We start from the raw sequence: 21,364 nt of genomic DNA, 5'->3' as shown, positions 1-21,364 counted from the left end.
CAGCTGCGGACATGCGAAATGCCGCGCCCCCCAGGCTAGAACCAGGGGGGCGCGGCATCCATTCCGGGGCCTGTGAGGTCCGTCAGCTGTCGGGACGGTCCTCCTGGGCCTGCTGCTCCTTCGCGGGGGCGGGCTCCGTCGCCGTGGACTTGACCGTGCTGATCGCCGCCGTCGCACCGTTGGCGCCGTTGGTCAGGGCCAGCTCCTTCGGGGAGAGCACCGGCGGGCGGGTGGACGGGGTACGGCGGGAGGAGCCGGTCCAGGCGGGCCTCGGCGGGCGCTTGACGACCGGGGCGAAGATCTCGGCGATCTCCTCCTTGCCCAGGGTCTCCTTCTCCAGGAGGGCCAGCACGAGGTTGTCGAGGACGTCGCGGTTCTCGACCAGGATCTCCCAGGCCTCGTTGTGCGCGTTCTCGATGAGCTTCTTGACCTCCTCGTCCACCAGCGCGGCGACCTCTTCCGAGTAGTCTCGCTGGTGAGCCATCTCACGGCCGAGGAACGGCTCGGTGTTGTCGCCGCCGAACTTGATCGCACCGAGCCGCTCGGTCATGCCGTACTGCGTGACCATCGCGCGGGCCGTGGAGGTGGCCTTCTCGATGTCGTTCGCCGCGCCCGTGGTGGGGTCGTGGAAGACGAGCTCCTCGGCCGCGCGGCCGCCCAGCATGTACGCCAGCTGATCCAGCATCTCGTTGCGCGTGGTCGAGTACTTGTCCTCGTCCGGGAGCACCATCGTGTAGCCGAGGGCACGGCCGCGGGACAGGATCGTGATCTTGTGGACCGGGTCGGAGTTCGGCGAGGCCGCCGCGACCAGGGCGTGACCGCCCTCGTGGTACGCGGTGATCTTCTTCTCCTTGTCCGACATGATCCGGGTCCGCTTCTGCGGGCCCGCGACCACGCGGTCGATCGCCTCGTCCAGCATGTGGTTGTCGATCAGCTTCTTGTCGCTGCGGGCCGTGAGCAGCGCCGCCTCGTTGAGCACGTTCGACAGGTCCGCGCCGGTGAAGCCGGGGGTGCGGCGGGCGACCGCCGACAGGTCGACGTCGGGCGCGACCGGCTTGCCCTTCTGGTGGACCTTGAGGATCTCCAGACGGCCCTGCATGTCGGGGCGGTCGACGGCGATCTGGCGGTCGAAGCGGCCGGGGCGCAGGAGGGCCGGGTCGAGGATGTCGGGGCGGTTGGTGGCGGCGATGAGGATCACGCCGCCCTTGACGTCGAAGCCGTCCATCTCGACGAGCAGCTGGTTCAGGGTCTGCTCGCGCTCGTCGTGACCGCCGCCGAGGCCGGCGCCGCGGTGGCGGCCGACCGCATCGATCTCGTCGACGAAGACGATCGCCGGGGCGTTCGCCTTGGCCTGCTCGAACAGGTCACGGACTCGGGAGGCACCGACACCGACGAACATCTCGACGAAGTCGGAACCGGAGATCGAGTAGAAGGGCACGCCCGCCTCGCCCGCGACGGCACGCGCGAGCAGCGTCTTGCCGGTGCCGGGCGGGCCGTAGAGCAGGACGCCCTTGGGGATCTTGGCCCCGACGGCCTGGAACTTGGCCGGCTCCTGGAGGAACTCCTTGATCTCGTGCAGTTCCTCGACGGCCTCGTCCGCACCGGCGACGTCCGAGAAGGTCGTCTTGGGGGTGTCCTTGGTGATGAGCTTGGCCTTGGACTTGCCGAAGTTCATGACCCGGGAGCCGCCGCCCTGCATCTGGTTCATCAGGAACAGGAAGACGACCACGATGAGGACGAAGGGGAGCAGGGAGAGCAGGACGCCGACGAAGGGGTTCTGCTTGGACGGCGAGACGGTGTAGCCGTCCGGGATCTGCTTGTCCTGGTACTTGGTCTGCAGCGTGTTGGCGATGGTCACGCCCTGGTCGCCGATGTAGCTCGCCTGGATCTTCGAGCTGCCGTCGACCTTCTGGCCGTCCTTGAGCTCGACCTTGATGGTCTGCTCGTCGCCGGTGGTCAGCTTGGCCTGCTGGACCCGGTTGTCATTGATCGCTGCCACGACCTGGCCTGTGTCCACCGTCTTGTAGCCGCCGGACGAGCCGACGACCTGCATCAACACGACCACGGCAAGGACGGCCAGCACGATCCACATGACCGGCCCACGGAAGTATCGCTTCACGTCCATCCATACGGAGCGGTGCCGCCCCGTCCCTCCTGCCATAGTGAGTTTGATAAGACAGTTCTTCTGACGGTACCCCAGCATTGTGGCTCGAAGCCGCACGGGAGAGCTGGCGTTCCCGTCTGCATGCTCCAACGGCGTCAGGCCCGCCGGGGTTCCCGATCAACGTACGGGGGTTGCGCCCTTCGGGGTCAGCCGCCGTAGACGTGGGGGGCGAGCGTACCGACGAACGGCAGGTTCCGGTACTTCTCGGCGTAGTCCAGGCCGTAGCCGACGACGAACTCGTTGGGGATGTCGAAGCCGACCCACTCCACGTCGATGGCGACCTTCGCGGCCTCCGGCTTGCGCAGCAGCGTGCACACCTTGAGGGAGGCGGGCTCGCGCGAGCCGAGGTTGGAGATCAGCCAGGACAGGGTCAGGCCCGAGTCGATGATGTCCTCGACGATCAGGACGTGCTTGCCCTTGATGTCGGTGTCGAGGTCCTTGAGGATCCGCACGACGCCGGAGGACTGGGTGCCCGCGCCGTACGAGGACACGGCCATCCAGTCCATGGTGAGCGGGGTGGACAGCGCACGCGCCAGGTCCGCCATGACCATGACCGCCCCCTTGAGGACGCCGACGATCAGCAGGTCCTTGCCCGCGTACTCCGCGTCGATCTTCGCGGCCAGCTCTGCCAGCTTCGCGTCGATCTCTTCCTTGGTGATGAGCACCTGCTTGAGGTCGGCACCCATGTCTTTCGCGTCCACCCGCATCACTTTCGGTCGGTCGTCCCACCGGCCTCGCCCGGACCTGAGGGGCCCGCGTCAGCGGGCCGGTGGGGGGTCCGGATTCAGCCTTGCCGAATCACCAGTCTGCCACCCTGCCGCTGGGCGACGACTTTGCCCGGGAGGTTGATGGCCCCCTGACCGCGCCAGCCGGTGATCAGCCGGTCGACTTCCTCGATGTGGCGGGCGAACAGCGAACCGGCCGGGGCACCGGCGTCGATGGCGGCGCGGCGCAGGATCCGGCGGCGCACGGCGGGGGGCAGCACGTAGAGCTTGGCGCACTCCAGGCGGCCGGCGGCGTCGCGGACGGACTCCTCCGCCTGGCTGGCCCAGGCGTCGAGGGCGTCGGCGTCGTCGCGGGAGAGCTGGGCGGTGCGGGCGAGGGCCTCGACGACGCCCTTGCCGAGGGCCTTCTCCAGGGCGGGCAGGCCCTCGTGTCGCAGCCGGGAGCGGGTGTAGGCGGGGTCGGCGTTGTGCGGGTCGTCCCAGACGGGCAGGGACTGGACCATGCAGGCCTTGCGGGCGGTCTGCCGGTCGATGTGCAGGAACGGGCGGCGGTAACGGCCGCCGGCCCCCGAGACCGCGGCCATTCCCGACAGGGAGCGGATGCCGGAGCCGCGGGCGAGACCGAGCAGCACCGTCTCGGCCTGGTCGTCACGGGTGTGGCCGAGCAGGATCGCGTCGGCCCCGTGGCGTTCGGCGGCGGCGTCCAGTGCGGCGTAGCGGGCGTCGCGGGCGGCGGCCTCGGGCCCGCCGTCGCGGCCCACGGTCACGGAGACGGCCTCGACCGGGTCCAGGCCGAGTTCGCGCAGCCGCTGGGCGACCTCGTCGGCGCGCAGGTCGGAGCCGGACTGCAGGCCGTGGTCGACGGTGACGCCGCCCGCGCGGATGCCGAGCTTGGGGGCTTCGAAGGCAAGGGCGGAGGCGAGCGCCATGGAGTCGGCGCCGCCGGAGCATGCCACGAGCACGAGCGGCGAGGGCGCACGCTCGTGCGGGGCGGTGGCAGCGGCCGGCGGGAGTTGCGGGGCAGGGGGTGCCTGCCGGGCACCGCGCGTCGTGCGGTTCGGCGTCGGCACGCCGTACGGCGGCTGTCCGGGGAACTGCCCGACCCGCGACCCCGGCGAGGCGTGCGGGGCCTGCGCGGAGTGCGGTGGCTGCGTGGAGTGCGGGGCGTGCCGCGGCTGCGCGCCGCGGGGCGCATGCCCGGCGTGCGCGGTCTGCAGCTCGGGGTGGCGCAGCTCGGCGTCGTGCGAGGTCTGCTCGTCGAGGATGTCGTGGAGGACGCGGCGTACCGCCAGGCGTATCGCCGCGACCGCAGGATGGGGACCCATGTCCGGTTCCCTTCACGGAGTATTCGGGGGGTGAGCCCGAAGTCGGTCACTCAGAGTGTGTAGATGGTGACAGAAACGGGCGGTTCCCCGAGCATTGCACGCCTACGCATGCCTCACGGTCCCTCGGACGGGTGATTGAAGGAGCGTTTGCCTGCCGTCGGCCGGATTCGGTTCACGACGTCCTCATGCGCTTCACGACTCGGCCCTGCGGTGCACCCGGGCGACCCAGTCCGCCGGTTTGGCGATCTCCGCCTTGGTGGGGAGGGTGTTGGGCGAGGTCCACACCCGGTTGAAGCCGTCCATGCCGACCTCGTCGACGACCGCCCGCACGAAGCGCTCGCCGTCCCGGTACTGGCGCAGCTTGGCGTCCAGGCCGAGCAGCTTGCGCAGGGCCGTGTCCAGGCGCGAGGCGCCCTTTGCGCGGCGTTGCTGGAACTTCTCGCGGATCTCCGCCACGGTCGCGACGACGTCCGGGCCGACCCCGTCCATCACGTAGTCGGCGTGGCCCTCCAGGAGGGACATCACGGCGGTGAGGCGGCCGAGGATCTCCCGCTGGGCCGGGGACTGCACCAGCTCCACCAGGGAGCGGCCGCCGTCGTCCGCCTCGCCCTCGGGGCGGCCGCCGGCCAGCGACTGGGCGGCCTCCCGGATGCGCTCCAGGAAGGCCATGGGATCGACGTCGGTCTCCGCCAAGAAAGACTGGATTTCGCCCTCGAGGTGGTCGCGCAGCCAGGGCACCGCGGTGAACTGCGTGCGGTGCGTCTCCTCGTGCAGGCACACCCAAAGGCGGAAGTCGTGGGGTTCCACGTCGAGTTCCCGCTCGACGTGGACGATGTTGGGGGCGACGAGCAGCAGCCGGCCACCGCCGTTCTCCCCCGTGGGCAGATCGCGGCCGGCCGGGGCGAATGTCTCGTACTGGCCGAGGACGCGGGAGGCGAGGAAGGACAGCAGTATTCCGAGCTCGACCCCGGTGACCTTGCCGCCGACGGCGCCGAGGACCGCGCCGCCGGTGCTGCTGCCGCGCCGCTCCTGCATCTTGTCCAGCAGCGGCCTGAGGATCTCCCGGAACCCGGCGACGTTGGCGCGTACCCAGCCGGGGCGGTCGACCACGAGGACGGGGGTGTCGTGGGTCGCGTCGGTACCCAGACGAGTGAAGCCCCGGACGTGTTCCTCCGAGGCCCTGGCGTGCCGGCGCAGCTCCGCGACGACGGCCCGGGCCTCGTCGCGGCTCACCTCGGGGCCAGGACGTACCAGCCGGGTCGCGGTCGCGACCGCGAGATTCCAGTCGACCATCCCGGAAGATGCAGCACCACCGATGCTCGTCATGCGTCAACGGTACGTGAGCGCTGCCGCTGGGGGCAGGGCGGCGAAGGCCCGGCGGGCACGGAGCCGCGTGCCGGTTGCGGGTCGCCCGTCGCTGCCGCTACCGGCAGCCGCAGTTCGCCAGTGCCGTCGCCGTCCTGTCCAGGGCCGCCTGGGCCGCCTCGGGGCCGGTCGTGTTCTCCGTCAGGAACGCGAAGGCCAGCAGGTGGCCGTCCCGGTCGACGACCGTTCCGGCCAGCGCGTTGACGCCGGTCAGGGTGCCCGTCTTGGCCCGTACGACCCCTGCCGCGCCGTCCGAGGTGTAGCGGTCGGCCAGGGTGCCGGTGAAGCCGGCCACGGGCAGTCCGGTGAGCACCGCTCGGAGTTCGGGATGGGCCGGGTCGCCGGCCTTGCGCAGCAGGGAGGTGAGCAGGTCGGCGGTGAGCCTGTCGGCGCGGTTCAGGCCGCTGCCGTCGTGGAAGGCCGCGCCGGTCAGCGGCAGGCCGAGCCTGGTCAGCTGGGCGGCGATCGCGGCGGCACCGCCGTCGAAGTCCGGCCGGCCGCCGGTCGCCGCGGCCGTCTGCCGGGCGAGGGCCTCGGCGATGTCGTTGTCGCTGTTGGTGAGCATGCGTTCGACCACGTCGGACAGCGGTGGCGAGGAGACGGCCGCGAGGGTCTCCGCACGGCCGGTCGCCTTGGAGAGGCCGGGCGCAGTGGTGCGGATGCCGTGGGCGGACAGCAGCCGGGCGAAGGTGCGGGCCGCGTCGGCCGCCGGATCGATCGCCCGCGGGGCCGGTCCCCGGGCCGAGCCGTCGGTGCGGGCCTCGTCGGCCATCAGGGCGCTGACCGGGGCGAGGTTGTCGTTGACGCCGATGGGGTGCAGCTCGGGGCCGGCGTACAGGGTGGTGTCGTAGGACAGCGTCACCCGGCTCAGGCCGCGCCTGGTCAGCGCGGCCGCCGTGTCGTCGGCGAGGGTGCGCAGGCTCGCCCAGCCCCGGGCGTTCTCGCGGGCGGTGAGCGTGGGGTCGCCACCGCCGACCAGGACGAGCTCCCCGGTGTCGGGTTCCAGTGCGGCGCGGGTGGTGAGGCGGTGGTCGGCGCCGAGGGCGGACAGGGCGGCGACGGCGGTGGCGATCTTGGTGGTGGAGGCGGGGGTGAACGATTCGCCGGCGCCCTGGCCGTAGAGCCGCCGGCCGGTGGCGACGTCGACGACGGCCGCGGAGTGCCGGGTGCCGAGCTCCGTGCCGCTCAGCAGCGGGTCGAGCACGGCGGCGAAGGCGGGTCCGCCGGACGCCGACTTCACGGTGTTGCCGGTGGTGCCGAGGCCCACCAGCACGGGGGCGGCGCTGGGCGCGGGCTTCGGCCCGCCCTCGGCCGTGTCGGACGTATCGGACGTATCGCCGCGACGGCCGTGATCTGTGCCACCCGCGCGCTCCAGGGCGGCGGCCCGGTCGCGCTCGGCCGTACGCTGACCCGAGGAGTCCCAGGGACCGGCGGCGGTCACCACACCGGCGGTCAGCACCAGCCCGGCGGTGGCGGCGCCGGCGGTGAACTGCCAGGTCTTCGGCCTCGCCGGCCGCGGTCCGGTGGCCTGTGCAAGCCTCGCGACCAGCGGTTTCACGTCTCGCGCGGCCCGTGCGAGACGCGGTCCGGCGGCCCGCGCGAGGCGTGCCAGACGCGGTCTCGCGGCCCGCCAGGCCCTCAGCTCCGGCACGACCACCAGCCCCTTTCGCGATCACACACGTGCGTGAGGGACACTTAACCACCAGAACTATGTGCTGATCATGGAGGAGCCACCGGTGGAGTTCGACGTCACGATCGAGATCCCGAAGGGTTCGCGGAACAAGTATGAGGTGGACCACGAGACCGGTCGTATCCGCCTGGACCGTCGACTCTTCACTTCGACCAGCTACCCGGCCGACTACGGCTTTGTCGAGAACACCCTCGGCGAGGACGGGGACCCGCTGGACGCGCTGGTCATCCTGGACGAGCCGACCTTCCCGGGCTGCCTCATCAAGTGCCGTGCGATCGGCATGTTCCGGATGACGGACGAGGCCGGCGGCGACGACAAGCTGCTGTGCGTGCCGGCGTCCGACCCGCGGGTGGAGCACCTGCGGGACATCCACCACGTGTCGGAGTTCGACCGCCTGGAGATCCAGCACTTCTTCGAGGTCTACAAGGACCTGGAGCCCGGCAAGTCGGTCGAGGGCGCCAACTGGGTCGGCCGCACCGACGCCGAGGCGGAGATCGAGCGTTCGGTCAAGCGCTTCCAGGAGCACGGCGGTCACTGACCCCCACGCCGCGAACGGGTCGCACCGCCCCTGCGGGGGCGGTGCGACCCGTTCGTGTACGGGTGCGTCCGTCTGCGCATACTGAGGCTTACGGAAGGTGTCGTTCAGGGAGCGTTGCCCAGTGACGGATGCGGAGGACCGCAAGCCGCAGTCGGACGAGGCGAGGAGCGCGTTCACGCCGCCGAGGGGGACCTCGGTGACGCAGGTGACGCAGGTGATCCCGGTGCCGCCGTCCCCGGCGGTCGACGGTGAGTCGTCGACGACGTCCGAGTTCGCCGTCCCCGAGGGGCTGGCGGTGCCCAGGGCCGGGAGCGAGTCGGAGGCCACCTCCGAGTTCGCCCTCCCGGAGGGCCTGGAGGTCTCCGAGCCGCCGGCCGCGGAGCCCGAGGGGTCCGCGTTCAGCCCGCCGAGCACCTACAGCACCCGGCAGCCCCCGGCCGCCTTCACCCCGCCGGGCGGCATCCCCGTGGTCAGCCTGACCAAGGACGTCCCCTGGCAGGACCGGATGCGCACCATGCTGCGCATGCCGGTGGCCGAGCGTCCGGCGCCCGAGACGGTGCACAAGGCGGAGGAGGGCGGCCCGGCCGTCCCACGCGTGCTCGACCTGACCCTGCGCATCGGCGAGCTGCTGCTCGCGGGCGGTGAGGGCGCCGAGGACGTGGAGGCGGCGATGTTCGCCGTCTGCCGCTCCTACGGCCTGGACCGCTGTGAGCCGACCGTCACCTTCACCCTGCTGTCGATCTCGTACCAGCCGTCCCTCGTGGACGACCCGGTCACGGCGTCCAGGACGGTACGGCGCCGGGGGACCGACTACACGCGCCTCGCGGCCGTCTTCCGGCTCGTCGACGACCTGAGCGACCCGGAGACCCATGTCTCCCTGGAGGAGGCCTACCGGCGGCTGGCGGAGATCCGCCGCAACCGGCACCCCTATCCCGGCTGGGCGCTGACCGGGGCCGCCGGACTGCTCGCGGGCGCAGCCTCCGTGCTGGTCGGCGGCGACCTGCTCGTGTTCGTGGCGGCCGCGCTCGGCGCGATGCTCGGCGACCGGCTGGCCTGGCTGTGCGCGGGGCGCGGGCTGCCGGAGTTCTACCAGTTCACGGTGGCCGCGATGCCGCCGGCCGCGCTCGGCGTCGCACTGACGGTGGCGCACGTGGACGTGAAGGCGTCCGCGGTCATCACCGGTGGGCTGTTCGCGCTGCTGCCCGGGCGGGCGCTGGTGGCGGGCGTCCAGGACGGCCTGACCGGCTTCTACATCACAGCCTCCGCGCGCCTGCTGGAGGTCATGTACTTCTTCGTCGGCATCGTCACCGGGGTGCTGGTGGTGCTGTACTTCGGCGTGAAGCTGGGCGCCCAGCTCAACCCCGACGCGGCGCTGGGTCTCAACGAGCAGCCGCTGGTGCAGATCGTCGCGTCCATGCTGCTGTCGCTGACCTTCGCCGTGCTGCTGCAGCAGGAGCGGTCCACCGTGCTGTGGGTGACGCTCAACGGCGGTGTCGCATGGGTGGTGTACGGCGCGATGCACTACGTCGGCGGCATCTCGCCGGTGGCGTCCACGGCGGTGGCGGCGGGCCTGGTCGGGCTGTTCGGGCAGTTGCTGTCCCGCTACCGGTTCGCGTCCGCGCTGCCGTACACCACCGCCGCGATCGGGCCGCTGCTGCCGGGCTCGGCGACGTACTTCGGTCTGCTGTCGATCGCACAGAACAACATCGACAAGGGGCTGGTGTCACTGGCCAAGGCGGTGTCGCTCGCCATGGCCATCGCGATCGGGGTGAACCTGGGCTCGGAGATCTCCCGGCTGTTCCTCCGGGTGCCGGGTGGCTCCGCCGCGGGGCGCCGGGCGGCGAAGCGCACGAGGGGCTTCTGAGCGGCGGGGCTCAGGGGGCGCGGTAGTAGTCCCCGTCGTAGGGGTGCTGCTGGTTCCGGACGTCCTGCCGGCCGCCGTACGGCTGCTGCGGGTACTGCTGCGGCGGGTACTGCTGCGGCGGGTACTGCTCGCCGTAGTACTGGTCGTAGTCCCCCTGCCCGTACTGCTGCTGCTGTTCCTGCGGGTACTGCCCGTACTGCTGCTGTTCCTGCGGGTACTGCCCGTACTGCTGCTGTTCCTGCGGGTACTGCCCGTACTGCTGCTGGTTGCCGTACGCCTGGCTCTGTTCCTGGTACACCGGCTCCACGCGGCGCAGGCGGGTGGTGGCGTCGTCCATGACCGGCTGCTGGTACTGCCGCTGGGACGGAGGGTGTTCCTGGTACGCGGCGGCCGGCTCCTGCGGGCTGGTCTTCGCCTTGGCGCGGGCCCGCAGGAACTCGATGGCGATCGGGACCACCGAGACCAGGACGATCAGGATCAGGATCGCCTCGATGTTGTTCTTGACGAAGGCGTGCTGGCCCAGCCAGGAGCCGAGCAGGGTCACACCCGCGCCCCACAGCACGCCGCCGATGACGTTGAAGACCAGGAACGAGCGGTACCGCATGCCGCTGACGCCCGCGATGATCGGCGTGAAGGTACGCACGATGGGCACGAAGCGGGCCAGCACCAGGGACTTCGGGCCGTACTTCTCGAAGAACTCGTGCGCCTTGGCGACGTTCTCCTGCTTGAACAGGCGGGAGTCCGGGCGGTTGAAGAGCGAGGGTCCGACCTTCTTGCCGAACATGTAGCCGGCCTGGTCGCCCAGGACCGCGGCGAGGCAGATCAGCGCGATGGCTCCCCACAGGGGGAAGTCCATCTGCTTCGACGTGATCAGCAGACCGCAGGTGAACAGCAGGGAGTCGCCCGGCAGGAAGAAGCCGACGAGGAGGCCGGACTCGGCGAAGACGACGAGGAGCAGGCCCCAGATGCCGTAGTCACCGAGGAGGGTGTTCGGATCCAGCCAGCTCGGGCCGAGTGCAAGCGTCATCACGGTTCCGGGCTCCTGAGGGGGTGGGGAGATGCGGCGGCCGTACGGCCGGATGGGTGCTGCCGCACAAAGTATCAACGCCAGGTGTCCGCCCCGGGTTCCAAGGGCGCCGAAGAGGATGCGCCGTGGGCCCGCCGGATCCGGGCTGTGAGCCTCCCCCAAGCACTCGGCCAGCCCCGCGACCAGGCCATGGAGCGGCTGGTGGAGCAGGCACCCGCGCGGCGCCGACGCGGCGCCGGCGTTCCGCTTCGACGTGGCCGAGGCGGCGGACGCGGGCACGGAGGTGTGCGCGTACGGCACGGCGGTGGTCCCGGCCCGGGGGGTGACGCTGCGGCCGCCGCCCGGGCCGGGACCGGTCAGGAGGCGTGGCGGGCGGCGTTGGCGAGGATCGCCTCGCGCATGTACGCGGCCAGGCCCGGCCGGATGTTCTCGTAGGTCGCCGTGAAGCGCGGGTCGGCGACGTACATCTCGGCGAGGCACGTGTGCATCTCGTGCCCGCAGTCGTAGTAGCTGCCGGAGATGAACCGGCGGTGGTCCTCGGCCACGTCCATCGCCGCCTCGGAGCCGGCCGGCGTGCCCGCGTCGAGCAGCTGCGCCATGCGCCGGTGGATGGCGTCCTGCTCCTCGTTGATCCGCTTCCAGTCCTCCTTGGTGTACGCCGCGGTACGGCGCTGGGACTGCCGGTAGGCCTCCGTGTTCCCCCAGCGCTCCTGGACCTCGTCGGCGTACTGGTCGGGGTCGAAGTTCCCGAACACCTCGAACTTCTCCTCCGGCGTGAGATTGATCCCCATCTTGTGTGCCTCCATGGCGTGCTCCACGGCCGCGGCCATCTTCTGCAGCTTCTCGATCCGGGCGGTCAGCAGTTCGTGCTGGCGGCGCAGGTGCGCACGCGGGTCTGCCTTTCCGCCGGCCTGCTCGTCGAGCAGGGCCGCGACCTCCTCGAGCGGAAAGCCGAGCTCCCGGTAGAACAGGATCTGCTGCAGCCGGTCGAGGTCGGCGTCGTCGTAGCGCCGGTGGCCCGCGTGGCTGCGCCCGCCCGGGACGAGCAGGCCGATGTCGTCGTAGTGGTGCAGCGTGCGCACCGTCACCCCGGCGAATCCGGCGACCTGGCCCACGGAGTAGCTCACTTCCGCTCCCTTCTCGGTACGCCCTCCACCCTGAGGCCTGACGTGGCGTGAGGTGCAAGCCCGTCCCCCGCTCTGAATGTTGCACCCTTTTTGCCGGGTTGATCCGCTTATGGTGTGCCCGTGGCCCAGGACACCGCGCAACAGGCACCCGCCCACGGGGCGGCCCCGGCACGCGCCCTGCTGCCATTGATCCTGCCCGCCCTCGTCGTCGGGGTCGGCTCGAGCCTGCTCCTGCTGGTGGTGAGCGGGCTGGCCGAGCGGCTCCAGAAGGTGCTGTGGGGCGACCTGCCCGACGCACTGGGCATCGGCCCCTACTCCGTGGCGTGGATGCTGGTCATGCTCACCGCGACCGGGATCATGGTGGGGCTGGTGGTGTGGAAGGTGCCGGGGCACGCGGGACCCGACCCGGCCACGCTGGGTCTCTCGGCCGCGCCCATGCCTCCGATCGTGATCCCGGGCCTGCTGGTGGTCACCATGCTGATGCTGGCGGGCGGCCCCAGCCTCGGCCCGGAGAACCCGATCATCCTGGTGAACGTGGCGCTCGCCTTCTGGGTGGGCCGCCGGCTGCTGCCCCGGGTACCGGGCGTGGTGTGGCCGTTGCTGGCGGAGGCGGCGACGATCGGCGCACTGTTCGGCACGCCGGTGGCCGCGGCGCTGGTCATCTCCGAGGCCATGGCCGGACGGCCGGTGCGCGGTGCGCTGTGGGACAACGTCTTCGCGCCGCTGGCCGCGGGAACCGCCGGGGCCATGACGATCAACCTGCTGGCCCAGCCGGTCTTCGATCTGCGCCTGCCCGAGATGGGCGGTCCCCGTTGGGTGGACGTGGCGGCCGCCCTGGTGGTCGCCTCCCTGGCCGCGGTGCTCGGCATGTGCGCGGTGTACGCCTTTCCGTACGTCCACAGGGTCTTCTCCCTGCTGGGGCACCCCATGCTGGCGCTTCCGCTCGGCGGACTCGTGCTGGGCCTGCTGGGCGCCCTGGGCGGCCGTCTGACGCTCTTCAAGGGGCTGTCGGAGGTGGAGGAGCTGGCCCGGAACCCGGAGGGCTGGTCGGCGGGGCAGTTCGCGACGATGTCGGTGGTGAAACTGGCGGCGCTGCTCGTCGCCGCGTCCTGCGGCTTCCGCGGCGGGCGGATCTTCCCGTCCGTCTTCATCGGCGCCGCCTTCGGTCTGGCCGCCCACGCCGCGGTGCCGGCGGTGCATCCGGCGGTGGGCGTGGCGACGGGCGTACTGGGCATGCTCCTGGCCGTCACCCGGCAGGGCTGGGTGAGCCTGTTCACGGCGGCGGTCCTCGTCGGCTCGCCGTCGATCCTCGCCCTGCTCTGCGTCGCCTCGCTGCCCGCCTGGTTGCTGGTGACCGGACGGCCGCAGATGCAGCTCAAGGAGGACGGGACGGCGATCAGATGACCGGCCCGGCCGTTGGTTCCCCTTCCCAGGAGGCTGTTGCATGCCGCTTCACCGAGGGCACGAGAAGCCCGATGAGCGTCCCCTGTCCGTCAACCCCTTCTACGGGGAGGCGAATCCGGCCGTCGAGATGACCGAGGCCCCGCCCAAGCACCGGCTGCCGGAAGCGCCCCTGATGCCCTCGACGGCGTACCAGGTCGTGCACGACGAGCTGATGCTGGACGGCAACTCCCGGCTGAACCTCGCCACGTTCGTCACCACGTGGATGGAGCCGCAGGCGGGCACCCTGATGAACGAGTGCCGCGACAAGAACATGATCGACAAGGACGAGTACCCGCGCACCGCCGAGCTGGAGCGGCGCTGTGTGGCCATGCTCGCCGACCTGTGGAACGCGCCGGACCCCTCGGCCGCCGTGGGCTGTTCGACCACCGGGTCGAGCGAGGCGTGCATGCTCGCGGGGATGGCCCTCAAGCGGCGCTGGGCGGCGCGCAACGCCGACCGCTATCCCGCGCGGGACGTACGGCCGAACCTCGTCATGGGCGTCAACGTCCAGGTCTGCTGGGAGAAGTTCTGCAACTTCTGGGAGGTGGAGGCCCGCCAGGTGCCCATGGACGGCGACCGCTTCCACCTCGATCCGCAGGCCGCCGCCGAACTGTGCGACGAGAACACCATCGGGGTCGTCGGCATCCTCGGCTCCACCTTCGACGGCTCCTACGAGCCGATCGCCGACCTGTGCGCGGCCCTGGACGCCCTGCAGGAGCGAACCGGCCTGGACGTCCCGGTGCACGTGGACGGAGCGTCCGGGGCGATGGTCGCGCCCTTCCTGGACGAGGACCTGGTGTGGGACTTCCGTCTCCCGCGCGTGGCCTCGATCAACACCTCCGGGCACAAGTACGGGCTGGTCTACCCGGGTGTCGGCTGGGCGCTGTGGCGCGACAAGGAGTCGCTGCCCGAGGAGCTGGTGTTCCGGGTCAACTACCTGGGCGGCGACATGCCGACCTTCGCCCTCAACTTCTCCCGGCCCGGCGCCCAGGTCGTCGCGCAGTACTACACGTTCCTGCGGCTGGGCCGCGAGGGCTACCGGCTGGTGCAGCAGTCCACCCGGGACGTGGCACGCAGCCTCGCCGACCGCATCGAGGCGCTCGGCGACTTCCGGCTGCTGACCCGCGGCGACGAGCTGCCGGTGTTCGCCTTCACCACGGCGCCCGACGTCCAGGCGTACGACGTCTTCGACGTCTCCCGGCGGCTGCGCGAGGCCGGCTGGCTGGTACCGGCGTACACCTTCCCGCCGAACCGGGAGGATCTGTCCGTGCTGCGCGTGGTCTGCCGCAACGGCTTCTCGGCGGATCTCGCCGAACTCTTCGCGGAGGACCTCGGCCGCCTGCTGCCGGACCTGCGCAGGCAACCGCATCCCCAGATCCGGGACAAGGCCGCGGCCACCAGCTTCCACCACTAGTAGTGCTGTGGCCGGAAAGGTTTGCCGGAGAGCTCGCGGCGTCCGGTGCGGTGCATCGCAGGGCGGAGCATCGCCCGCGTACCGGATGTACTCGGGTGATGCGACAACGCGGCGAGGTGCCGTGCCGGGCGTCGCGAGCCGGTGAACCTTTCCGGTCGCAGCACCAGGTCAGCACTAGGTCCTGTCGTCACATGCCCGTCGTCCCAGGGCCCGGGCGGGTTCGCCGCCCGGGCCGGACCGCCCCGGGTCCGGGCCACTGACCGAACTTGATCAGTGGTCGTCCCCCGGATGCCGCTCTCCCGTCGCGTACGGGTTCTCCTCGCCCTCGGCCAGGACCCCGACGAACGGCTCGCCCTCTCCGGCGAAGGTGTAGGCACCGCCCTCCAGCCGCTCCACGAGCCCCCTGGTCCAGGCGGCGTGGGAGTCGGCCGTGTGGACCCAGAGATTCATGATCTCTCCGATGTGACCGAGCCGTTCGGGACCGTCCTCGGGGACGTAGTGCCCGGTGACGGTGGTCCGCCACTGCCCGATCCGCCGGATCCGCTCCCTGAGCAGGGCGATCGCCTCCTCCCTCGGCAGATCGACGAGGAAGCCGACGGCCGCGGACTGGATGTCCGTCTTCTGGTCGTAGGAGACCAGGGCCTCGCGCAACAGGCGGAAGTACTCCTCGTCCCCGGCGTCGGTGATCTCGTACTCGGTGCGGGGCGGGCCGCCGGCCGTGGAGGGGGCGGTCTCGTGCGCGTGCAGCAGCCCCTGCTTCTCCATCTGCTTCAGCGCGTGGTAGATCGAGCCGGGCTTGGCGTTGGACCACTCGTGCGCGCCCCAGTACTCCAGGTCGTTGCGCACCTGGTAGCCGTGGGCCCGCCCGTGCTGACGGACGGCGCCCAGCACGAGGAGACGGATCGCTGACATGCCGTCCAGGTTATTGCCGCGGGCTCAGTCCGCCTGTGCGGCCTGTGCCAGGGCGAGCAGCTCGAACGCGGTCCTGCCGTCCAGCGACTCGCGGATGATGTCGGCGTGACCGGCGTGCCTGGCGGTCTCACGGATCAGGTGCAGGCACAGCCAGCGCATGGAGACCCGCTCGTCGGGCGGGAACCAGGGGTCGTTCGGGAGCGGGAAGGTGTCGTCGAAGCTGGGGACGGACCGTATGAAGGCCTCCGTCCCGGCGGCGACCTTCTCCCAGTACGCCAACTGTGAGGCGACCGTCTCCTCACCGAGGAGCTGGAAGCACTCGTGCCAGTTCGACTCGTCCCGCTCGACCGCCGGTGGTTCCTGCTTCGCCCGGGCCACCCAGCCCTGCTCCGTCTCGGCGACATGCTTGAGCAGGCCGCCCAGGGACAGCTCGCCGGCAGTCGGGCGGGAGCGGGCCTGTTCCTCGGTCAGTCCGAACACCGCCCGGCGGAGCCCGCCGCGCTGCTCCTCGAGGAAGGACAGCAGCGCTCCGCGCTCGTCGCCCTGTGCCTCGGCTCGCACGTGAGTGACCATGACCGGCCGCCTTTCGTCGCATTCATCGGCTCCTGCTGACACCGACGACGCTACGGGTTCTTTAGGTCAGAATCCGTCCGCAAGGACCGGCCGCCGAGGAGGATCGTCGGCCCCCGCCGGCACTAGAACGGGAAGCCGCTGCGGCCGTGCTGCACCGAGATCCACTTCACCGTGGTGAAGGCGTCCAGCATCGTCTCGCCGTTCAGCCGGCCGACACCGGAGTGCTTCTCGCCGCCGAAGGGCACGATCGGCTCGTCATGGACGGTGCCGTCGTTCACGTGGAACATCCCGGTGTCGATCCGCTTGGCGAAGGCCACACCGCGCTCGACGTCGGCCGTGTGCACGGCGCCGCTGAGCCCGTAGGGGGTGTCGTTGACGATCCGCACCGCCTCCTCCTCGCCGTCGAACGGGATGAGGAAGGCGACCGGGCCGAAGACCTCCTGCTGAAGCAGCGCGGAGCCGGCGGGCACGTCCGTCAGGACCGACGGCTCGACCAGGTTGTCGGTGGTGTTGCCGTGCACCAGGGCCGTGGCGCCCTCGGCGATCGCCTGCGCCACGGCAGCCGAAACGGCGTTGGCCTGGGTGGAGTTGATCACCGGCCCGATGACGGTCTGCGGGTCGCGCGGGTCGCCGACCTTCAGCGACTTCACCTTGGCGACGAACTTCTCGGTGAACTCCTCGGCGATCGAGCGGTCCACCATGACCCGGTTCGCCGCCATGCAGACCTGGCCCTGGTGGACGTACCGGCTGAAGACGGCCGCGTCGACCGCGTAGTCCACGTCGGCGTCGTCGAGCACCACGATCGCGCTGTTGCCGCCCAGTTCCAGGACCGAGCGCTTGAAGTGGGAGGCGCAGACGGTGGCGACGTGCCGGCCGACCTTGTCGGAGCCGGTGAAGGAGATGACCTTGGGGACCGGGTGCTCGAGGAAGGCGTCCCCGATCTCGGCGATGTCCGTCACGACGACATTGAGCAGACCGCCCGGCAGCCCCGCGTCCTCGAAGATCTTCGCGACCAGGGTGCCGCCCGTGACCGGCGTGTTCTGGTGGGGCTTGAGCACCACGCCGTTGCCGAGGGACAGGGCCGGGGCCACCGACTTGATCGACAGCAGGAAGGGGAAGTTGAAGGGGCTGATCACACCGACCACGCCGACCGGAACGCGGTAGACGCGGTTCTCCTTGCCGTCGATCGGGGACGGGATGATCCTTCCCTCGGGCCGCAGTGCCAGGTGGACCGCCTCGCGCAGGAACTCCTTGGCGAGGTGCAGTTCGAAGGCGGCCTTCAGCCGGGTGCCGCCGAGCTCGGCGGTGATCATCTCGGCGATCTCCTGCTCGCGCTCCTCGATCAGGCGCAGCGCCTTCTCGAACACCCCGCGGCGGGCGTAGGCGTTGGTCGCGGCCCACTCCTTCTGGGCGCGGGCCGCGGCCCGGTATGCCTGGTCCACCTCGTCGACCGTGGCTATGGTGATCGAGGCCAGCTTCTCGTCGTCGTACGGATTGAAGTCGATGATGTCCCAGGAGCCGGTGCCCGGGCGCCACTCGCCGTCGATGTACTGCTGGGCCAGGTCGGTGAAGTAGGACGACATGTGATCCCTCAAATCCCCTGCTGCCGAGGCGGTCGAAGCAGTCGGAACCCGATCAACTTCCGATCACTTCTTCACGGTTATTCACGGTCTGATCGCACGTCATCGTACTTGTGCATCAGGGGAGTTGGACGGGAGTTGGGCGTCCGTCCCACCGCGGCCGGGGAATTCCCCGTGAACCTAGGAGAGCTGGAGGAGCCCGCGCAGCAGGTCACGGCTCTCGTCCGGCCCGGGGCTGTCGTGCTGCAGTTCCTTGAGCGCCTTCTCGTACTGGGCGACGTCCTCGCGCTTGTCCAGGTAGAGGGCGCTGGTGAGCTGCTCCAGGTAGACCACGTCCGACAGGTCGGAATCCGGGAAGCTGAGGATCGTGAAGGCGCCGGACTCGCCGGCGTGGCCGCCGAAGCTGAACGGCATGACCTGCAGCCGTACATGGGGCCGCTCGGAGAGCTCGATCAGGTGCTGCAACTGGCCACGCATCACCTCGCGGTCGCCGTAGGGGCGGCGCAGGGCGGCCTCGTCCAGGACGATGTGGAGCTCCGGGGCGTTCTCCGAGACGAGGTACTTCTGCCGTTCCAGGCGCAGTGCCACGCGCCGCTCGACGTCTGCCTCGCTCGCGCCCTGCATGCCGCGCCGCACCACCGCGCGGGCGTACGCCTCGGTCTGCAGCAGCCCGTGCACGAACTGGACCTCGTAGACGCGGATCAGCGAGGCCGCGCCCTCCAGGCCCACATAGGTGGGGAACCAGCTGGGCAGGACGTCGGAGTAACTGTGCCACCAGCCCGCGACGTTGGCCTCCTTGGCGAGGGAGAGGAGTGAGATGCGCTCCGCCTCGTCCGTGATGCCGTACAGGGTCAACAGGTCTTCCACGTCTCTGGTCTTGAAGCTCACCCGGCCCAGCTCCATCCGGCTGATCTTCGATTCCGAGGCGCGGATCGAGTACCCTGCCGCCTCGCGCGTGATCCCCCGTGCTTCCCGCAGTCGCCTGAGTTGCGAGCCGAGCAGCATGCGCCGCACCACCGATCCGGGCTCTCCCGCGCTCACGTTCGCCAGCCTCCCCAACCGTCTTCAAGGGCCGCAGTCTGCCACTAAATCACTCCGAGCAGTACTCGTGCGATTACGGAAACGGAAAGAGACCGAAGAAACCGCACAGCCGGAGGCAAGAAGGGGGCAAGCGGCGGACGAGAAGATGGCGGAAAAAATGGCCAGTAAGCGGTACGGGAGGGTCCAATTCGGTCTCGTGCACGTGCATCTGCCCTTGCATCTGCTGTACGCATCCGAAACCATGGTCTCGCGCCACCGCTGCATCGCAACGACCGCGAATTCCCGGGAGTGCCTCGCATGGGGACGAATGGATCGACCATGCTCGAGCCGTTACGGCAGGGCCTTCCGCCGCTGGATCCCGCGGCCGTGTCCAACGCCGCCTCCTGCGCTCTGCCGGCCCGCTACGAAGCCGTTCGCGAGGCCAGGCAGTTCACCCGCAGAACGCTCGACCAGTGGGAACTGGGCGACCGCTTCGACGACGTCTGCCTGGTGGTCTCCGAACTGGTCACCAACGCGCTGCGGCACGCGCTGCCGGCGCCGTCGGCGATCCCGCGCGCCTGCGAACAGGGCCCGGAGGTCTCGCCCGTGCGGCTGCACCTGATGCGCTGGAGCGAGCGGCTGGTGTGCGCCGTGCGCGACCCCAGCCAGGACAGCCCGGTCGCCCGCGAGACGGACGACTTCTCGGCCGAGTCGGGCCGCGGTCTGTTCCTCGTCGACTCCTTCAGCGACAGCTGGGGCTGGCACCCGATGGCCGGCGGCCCGGGCGGCAAGGTCGTCTGGGCGCTGTTCCGGCTGCACCCTGCCGAGTGAAGAACCGCGGCGATTTCCCACGCCGCGGTTCTACGCGCGTCATGGTGCGTCCGGCGCCGTGCACCTCATGTCGCCGCCGCACGTCGCCCGGCGCTTCGAGGCCGCCGCCTCAGCCCGCGATCAGATGGTCGAACTCGCCGTCCTTGATGCCCAGCAGCATCGCCTCGATCTCCGCGCGCGTGTAGACGAGCGCGGGACCGTCGGGGAAGCGCGAGTTGCGCACGGCCACGTCCCCGCCCGGCAGCCGCGCGAACTCCACGCAGGAGCCCTGCGAGTTGCTGTGCCGGCTCTTCTGCCAGGCCACCCCGTGCAGCTGCGTGGCCTCCATGCCGTTGTACACGTCGTACCCCCCGTACACGCCCTCAACGTCGTGGTCCACAGGTCGCTCCCCGGTGGTGCACTGGCTGGTGTGGCCATTGATGCATCGGTCAACTGACCCGGATCATAACCCTGTTCATGTGCAGATGCGTGGGCAGATGCACGTGCACGCGGAGTGGTTCGACGGTTACAGCTTTGACGTCCGCTTTACCGAACTCGCTGGAGCGTCTGCCCGAGAGCCCGCAGGACATGCGTCCGCCAGCCCCCGTCCATGATCCTCCGCGCCATCATCTGCGCCGGGTCGTCCGGATCGAATCCCTCGTGCACAAGGAAGAGACGCGTACCGCGGCCCTCGTGTTCCAGTGTCCAGGTGAGTGTCCAGTCCGCGGGACCGGCCGGATCGGCGTCGGCCCAGCGGACGGACAGCATCCGCTCGACGTCGTAGGCGAGGACCTCCACCTCGACGACGCCGGAGAAGCCGGAGTTGGGCCGCGGGACGGAGGTCATCCGGTACCGGTGGCCGACCTCCAGACGGAAGTGCTCGGCGCCCGGCATCTGCCACTGCGCGAGCAGCGCGGGCTCGGTGAGGGCCCGCCAGACCTTGGCGGGCGGGTGCGGGAAGAACTGGTCGACGCGGATGGTGGTGAGGTCGCCGGACTCGCCACCACCGTCTTCAGGTGTGTCGTTCATGTGCGGCCATCGTCGGGCATGCGGTCCAGCAGTTCGCCGAGTTCCTTCATCCGGCCGCGCCAGAACCGCTCGTACGGATGGAGCCAGTCCTGCACCTCGGCGAGCGGGGCCGCCTCGAGGCGGTAGATGCGCTGCCGGCCGGAGCGCCGCTCGGAGACGAGGCCGGCCTCCCGGAGCACCTTCAGGTGCTCCGAGAGGCTGGGGCGGCGCATGTCGAAGTGGTCGGCCAGGGCCTGGACGGGCTGGGGTCCCGCCTCGCGCAGCAGCCGCAGCACCTCGCGGCGGGTGGCGTTGGCGAGCGCGGCGAAGACGCGGTCCTCGGCGGCGATACCCGTCCCGTCCATGGTCCCGTCAGAACCCTTCCTTCTCCGTCAGCAGCATCAGGCCGTTGCCGTCGGGATCCCGGAAGGAGGCCATGCGCCCCCACGGCAGTTCGTCCGGACCCCGCACGACGACCCCGGCCTCCGCGAGCCGCGCGCAGTCGGCGTCGACGTCGGTGGTGACCAACATGATCCCGCGCGCCGACCCGGGCACGAAATCGCCCATGCCCGGACCGGAGAGCGTGAAGACCGTCTGCGCGCCCTCGGGCGCGACCTGGAGCCACCGGCCCGCGGGCAGCTGCCGGTCCGCGGTGACCTCGAAGCCGAGGACGTCCGCGTAGAAGCGCAGGGCGCGGTCCTGGTCGGCGACGGGGAGGGTGACGAAGGAGGCGTGGGTGATGTTCACGGGAACGACAATAGGTAGGTAAATTCCTACGC

Annotated in this window: 20 protein-coding genes and 1 pseudogene; 6 read left to right on the top strand and 15 right to left on the bottom strand. The window is 70.6% G+C overall.

Annotation, left to right across the window (positions count from 1 at the left end):
* Positions 1-82 precede the first annotated feature (82 nt).
* The 5 genes from ftsH to dacB form a co-directional block, all read right to left on the bottom strand.
* Positions 83-2,125 (bottom strand): ATP-dependent zinc metalloprotease FtsH, encoded by a 2,043-nt coding sequence (ftsH, locus tag ACH4UM_RS33640; RefSeq protein WP_398187796.1) that lies wholly within the window; start codon positions 2,123-2,125, stop codon positions 83-85.
* Positions 2,126-2,310: 185 nt separating this feature from the next.
* Positions 2,311-2,871 (bottom strand): hypoxanthine phosphoribosyltransferase, encoded by a 561-nt coding sequence (hpt, locus tag ACH4UM_RS33635; protein WP_141315294.1) that lies wholly within the window; start codon positions 2,869-2,871, stop codon positions 2,311-2,313.
* A gap of 77 nt (positions 2,872-2,948) precedes the next feature.
* The gene (tilS, locus tag ACH4UM_RS33630) at positions 2,949-4,214 is read right to left on the bottom strand and encodes a tRNA lysidine(34) synthetase TilS (protein WP_398187792.1); all 1,266 of its coding nucleotides are present in this window, start codon (positions 4,212-4,214) and stop codon (positions 2,949-2,951) included.
* A 192-nt stretch (positions 4,215-4,406) separates the two neighbouring features.
* Complete coding sequence (locus ACH4UM_RS33625) at positions 4,407-5,540, bottom strand: zinc-dependent metalloprotease (protein WP_398187789.1); 1,134 nt, start codon at positions 5,538-5,540, stop codon at positions 4,407-4,409.
* Between the two features lie 97 nt (positions 5,541-5,637).
* Complete coding sequence (gene dacB / locus ACH4UM_RS33620) at positions 5,638-7,236, bottom strand: D-alanyl-D-alanine carboxypeptidase/D-alanyl-D-alanine-endopeptidase (RefSeq protein ID WP_398187786.1); 1,599 nt, start codon at positions 7,234-7,236, stop codon at positions 5,638-5,640.
* A 79-nt stretch (positions 7,237-7,315) separates the two neighbouring features.
* On the opposite strand from dacB, the gene ACH4UM_RS33615 reads away from it, so the two are divergent.
* On the top strand, positions 7,316-7,807 hold the full coding sequence (locus ACH4UM_RS33615; protein WP_392192442.1) for an inorganic diphosphatase: 492 nt from the start codon (positions 7,316-7,318) through the stop codon (positions 7,805-7,807).
* Between the two features lie 121 nt (positions 7,808-7,928).
* Positions 7,929-9,671 (top strand): threonine/serine exporter ThrE family protein, encoded by a 1,743-nt coding sequence (locus ACH4UM_RS33610; protein ID WP_398187783.1) that lies wholly within the window; start codon positions 7,929-7,931, stop codon positions 9,669-9,671.
* 10 nt (positions 9,672-9,681) lie between these two features.
* On the opposite strand, the gene ACH4UM_RS33605 is transcribed toward ACH4UM_RS33610, so the two are convergent.
* Complete coding sequence (locus ACH4UM_RS33605) at positions 9,682-10,701, bottom strand: DedA family protein (RefSeq protein WP_398187780.1); 1,020 nt, start codon at positions 10,699-10,701, stop codon at positions 9,682-9,684.
* A 162-nt stretch (positions 10,702-10,863) separates the two neighbouring features.
* Between ACH4UM_RS33605 and ACH4UM_RS33600 the strand changes: the two are divergent.
* Positions 10,864-11,017, top strand: a pseudogene (locus ACH4UM_RS33600) (heavy metal-binding domain-containing protein); the annotation flags it as partial.
* A gap of 37 nt (positions 11,018-11,054) precedes the next feature.
* Here the strand turns inward: ACH4UM_RS33600 and ACH4UM_RS33595 are convergent.
* Positions 11,055-11,825: a MerR family transcriptional regulator gene (locus ACH4UM_RS33595; RefSeq protein ID WP_398187777.1), complete on the bottom strand. Its 771-nt coding sequence runs from the start codon at positions 11,823-11,825 to the stop codon at positions 11,055-11,057.
* A gap of 120 nt (positions 11,826-11,945) precedes the next feature.
* Here ACH4UM_RS33595 and ACH4UM_RS33590 point away from each other — a divergent pair, with 120 nt between their 5' ends.
* Positions 11,946-13,229, top strand: coding sequence for an ion channel protein (locus tag ACH4UM_RS33590; protein WP_398187774.1), 1,284 nt, complete (start codon positions 11,946-11,948; stop codon positions 13,227-13,229).
* Positions 13,230-13,269: 40 nt separating this feature from the next.
* On the top strand, positions 13,270-14,682 hold the full coding sequence (locus tag ACH4UM_RS33585) for a glutamate decarboxylase (RefSeq protein WP_398187771.1): 1,413 nt from the start codon (positions 13,270-13,272) through the stop codon (positions 14,680-14,682).
* A gap of 270 nt (positions 14,683-14,952) precedes the next feature.
* Here the strand turns inward: ACH4UM_RS33585 and ACH4UM_RS33580 are convergent, their stop codons facing one another.
* The 4 genes from ACH4UM_RS33580 to ACH4UM_RS33565 all read right to left on the bottom strand — a co-directional run bounded on the left by ACH4UM_RS33580 (position 14,953) and on the right by ACH4UM_RS33565 (position 18,752).
* Positions 14,953-15,594 (bottom strand): PadR family transcriptional regulator, encoded by a 642-nt coding sequence (locus ACH4UM_RS33580; protein WP_398187769.1) that lies wholly within the window; start codon positions 15,592-15,594, stop codon positions 14,953-14,955.
* 24 nt (positions 15,595-15,618) lie between these two features.
* Positions 15,619-16,167, bottom strand: coding sequence for a DinB family protein (locus ACH4UM_RS33575; RefSeq protein WP_398187766.1), 549 nt, complete (start codon positions 16,165-16,167; stop codon positions 15,619-15,621).
* 122 nt (positions 16,168-16,289) lie between these two features.
* Positions 16,290-17,750 carry an aldehyde dehydrogenase family protein gene (locus tag ACH4UM_RS33570; RefSeq protein WP_398187763.1) on the bottom strand — a complete coding sequence of 487 codons (1,461 nt, stop codon included), beginning with the start codon at positions 17,748-17,750 and terminating at the stop codon, positions 16,290-16,292.
* Positions 17,751-17,927: 177 nt separating this feature from the next.
* Positions 17,928-18,752 carry a helix-turn-helix domain-containing protein gene (locus ACH4UM_RS33565; protein WP_398187945.1) on the bottom strand — a complete coding sequence of 275 codons (825 nt, stop codon included), beginning with the start codon at positions 18,750-18,752 and terminating at the stop codon, positions 17,928-17,930.
* 354 nt (positions 18,753-19,106) lie between these two features.
* Here ACH4UM_RS33565 and ACH4UM_RS33560 point away from each other — a divergent pair, with 354 nt between their 5' ends.
* The gene (locus ACH4UM_RS33560) at positions 19,107-19,598 is read left to right on the top strand and encodes an ATP-binding protein (protein WP_398187760.1); all 492 of its coding nucleotides are present in this window, start codon (positions 19,107-19,109) and stop codon (positions 19,596-19,598) included.
* A gap of 109 nt (positions 19,599-19,707) precedes the next feature.
* On the opposite strand, the gene ACH4UM_RS33555 is transcribed toward ACH4UM_RS33560, so the two are convergent.
* The 4 genes from ACH4UM_RS33555 to ACH4UM_RS33540 form a co-directional block, all read right to left on the bottom strand.
* The gene (locus tag ACH4UM_RS33555) at positions 19,708-19,977 is read right to left on the bottom strand and encodes a DUF397 domain-containing protein (protein WP_398187757.1); all 270 of its coding nucleotides are present in this window, start codon (positions 19,975-19,977) and stop codon (positions 19,708-19,710) included.
* Positions 19,978-20,123: 146 nt separating this feature from the next.
* Positions 20,124-20,606 carry an SRPBCC domain-containing protein gene (locus ACH4UM_RS33550; protein WP_398187754.1) on the bottom strand — a complete coding sequence of 161 codons (483 nt, stop codon included), beginning with the start codon at positions 20,604-20,606 and terminating at the stop codon, positions 20,124-20,126.
* The gene (locus tag ACH4UM_RS33545) at positions 20,603-20,950 is read right to left on the bottom strand and encodes an ArsR/SmtB family transcription factor (protein ID WP_398187751.1); all 348 of its coding nucleotides are present in this window, start codon (positions 20,948-20,950) and stop codon (positions 20,603-20,605) included. Before ACH4UM_RS33545 ends, ACH4UM_RS33550 begins: the two co-directional genes overlap by 4 nt.
* A gap of 7 nt (positions 20,951-20,957) precedes the next feature.
* Positions 20,958-21,332, bottom strand: a complete 375-nt coding sequence (locus ACH4UM_RS33540) for a VOC family protein (RefSeq protein WP_398187748.1) — start codon at positions 21,330-21,332, stop codon at positions 20,958-20,960.
* Between the last annotated feature and the right edge of the window lie 32 nt (positions 21,333-21,364).

The organism is Streptomyces sp. NPDC020801 (assembly GCF_044334385.1).
Lineage (GTDB): Bacteria > Actinomycetota > Actinomycetes > Streptomycetales > Streptomycetaceae > Streptomyces.
The sequence above is the reverse complement of the archived record's forward strand: the minus strand, read 5'-3'. Positions and strand labels throughout refer to the sequence as shown.

Excerpts from the sequence above, each read along its gene's own strand:
- ftsH (WP_398187796.1), bottom strand. The coding sequence starts at position 2,125 with ATGGACGTGAAGCGATACTTCCGTGGGCCGGTCATGTGGATCGTGCTG.
- hpt (WP_141315294.1), bottom strand. The coding sequence starts at position 2,871 with ATGCGGGTGGACGCGAAAGACATGGGTGCCGACCTCAAGCAGGTGCTC.
- tilS (WP_398187792.1), bottom strand. The coding sequence starts at position 4,214 with ATGGGTCCCCATCCTGCGGTCGCGGCGATACGCCTGGCGGTACGCCGC.
- ACH4UM_RS33625 (WP_398187789.1), bottom strand. The coding sequence starts at position 5,540 with ATGACGAGCATCGGTGGTGCTGCATCTTCCGGGATGGTCGACTGGAAT.
- ACH4UM_RS33585 (WP_398187771.1), top strand. The coding sequence starts at position 13,270 with ATGCCGCTTCACCGAGGGCACGAGAAGCCCGATGAGCGTCCCCTGTCC.
- ACH4UM_RS33580 (WP_398187769.1), bottom strand. The coding sequence starts at position 15,594 with ATGTCAGCGATCCGTCTCCTCGTGCTGGGCGCCGTCCGTCAGCACGGG.
- ACH4UM_RS33575 (WP_398187766.1), bottom strand. The coding sequence starts at position 16,167 with ATGGTCACTCACGTGCGAGCCGAGGCACAGGGCGACGAGCGCGGAGCG.
- ACH4UM_RS33570 (WP_398187763.1), bottom strand. The coding sequence starts at position 17,750 with ATGTCGTCCTACTTCACCGACCTGGCCCAGCAGTACATCGACGGCGAG.
- ACH4UM_RS33565 (WP_398187945.1), bottom strand. The coding sequence starts at position 18,752 with ATGCTGCTCGGCTCGCAACTCAGGCGACTGCGGGAAGCACGGGGGATC.
- ACH4UM_RS33560 (WP_398187760.1), top strand. The coding sequence starts at position 19,107 with ATGCTCGAGCCGTTACGGCAGGGCCTTCCGCCGCTGGATCCCGCGGCC.
- ACH4UM_RS33550 (WP_398187754.1), bottom strand. The coding sequence starts at position 20,606 with ATGAACGACACACCTGAAGACGGTGGTGGCGAGTCCGGCGACCTCACC.
- ACH4UM_RS33545 (WP_398187751.1), bottom strand. The coding sequence starts at position 20,950 with ATGGACGGGACGGGTATCGCCGCCGAGGACCGCGTCTTCGCCGCGCTC.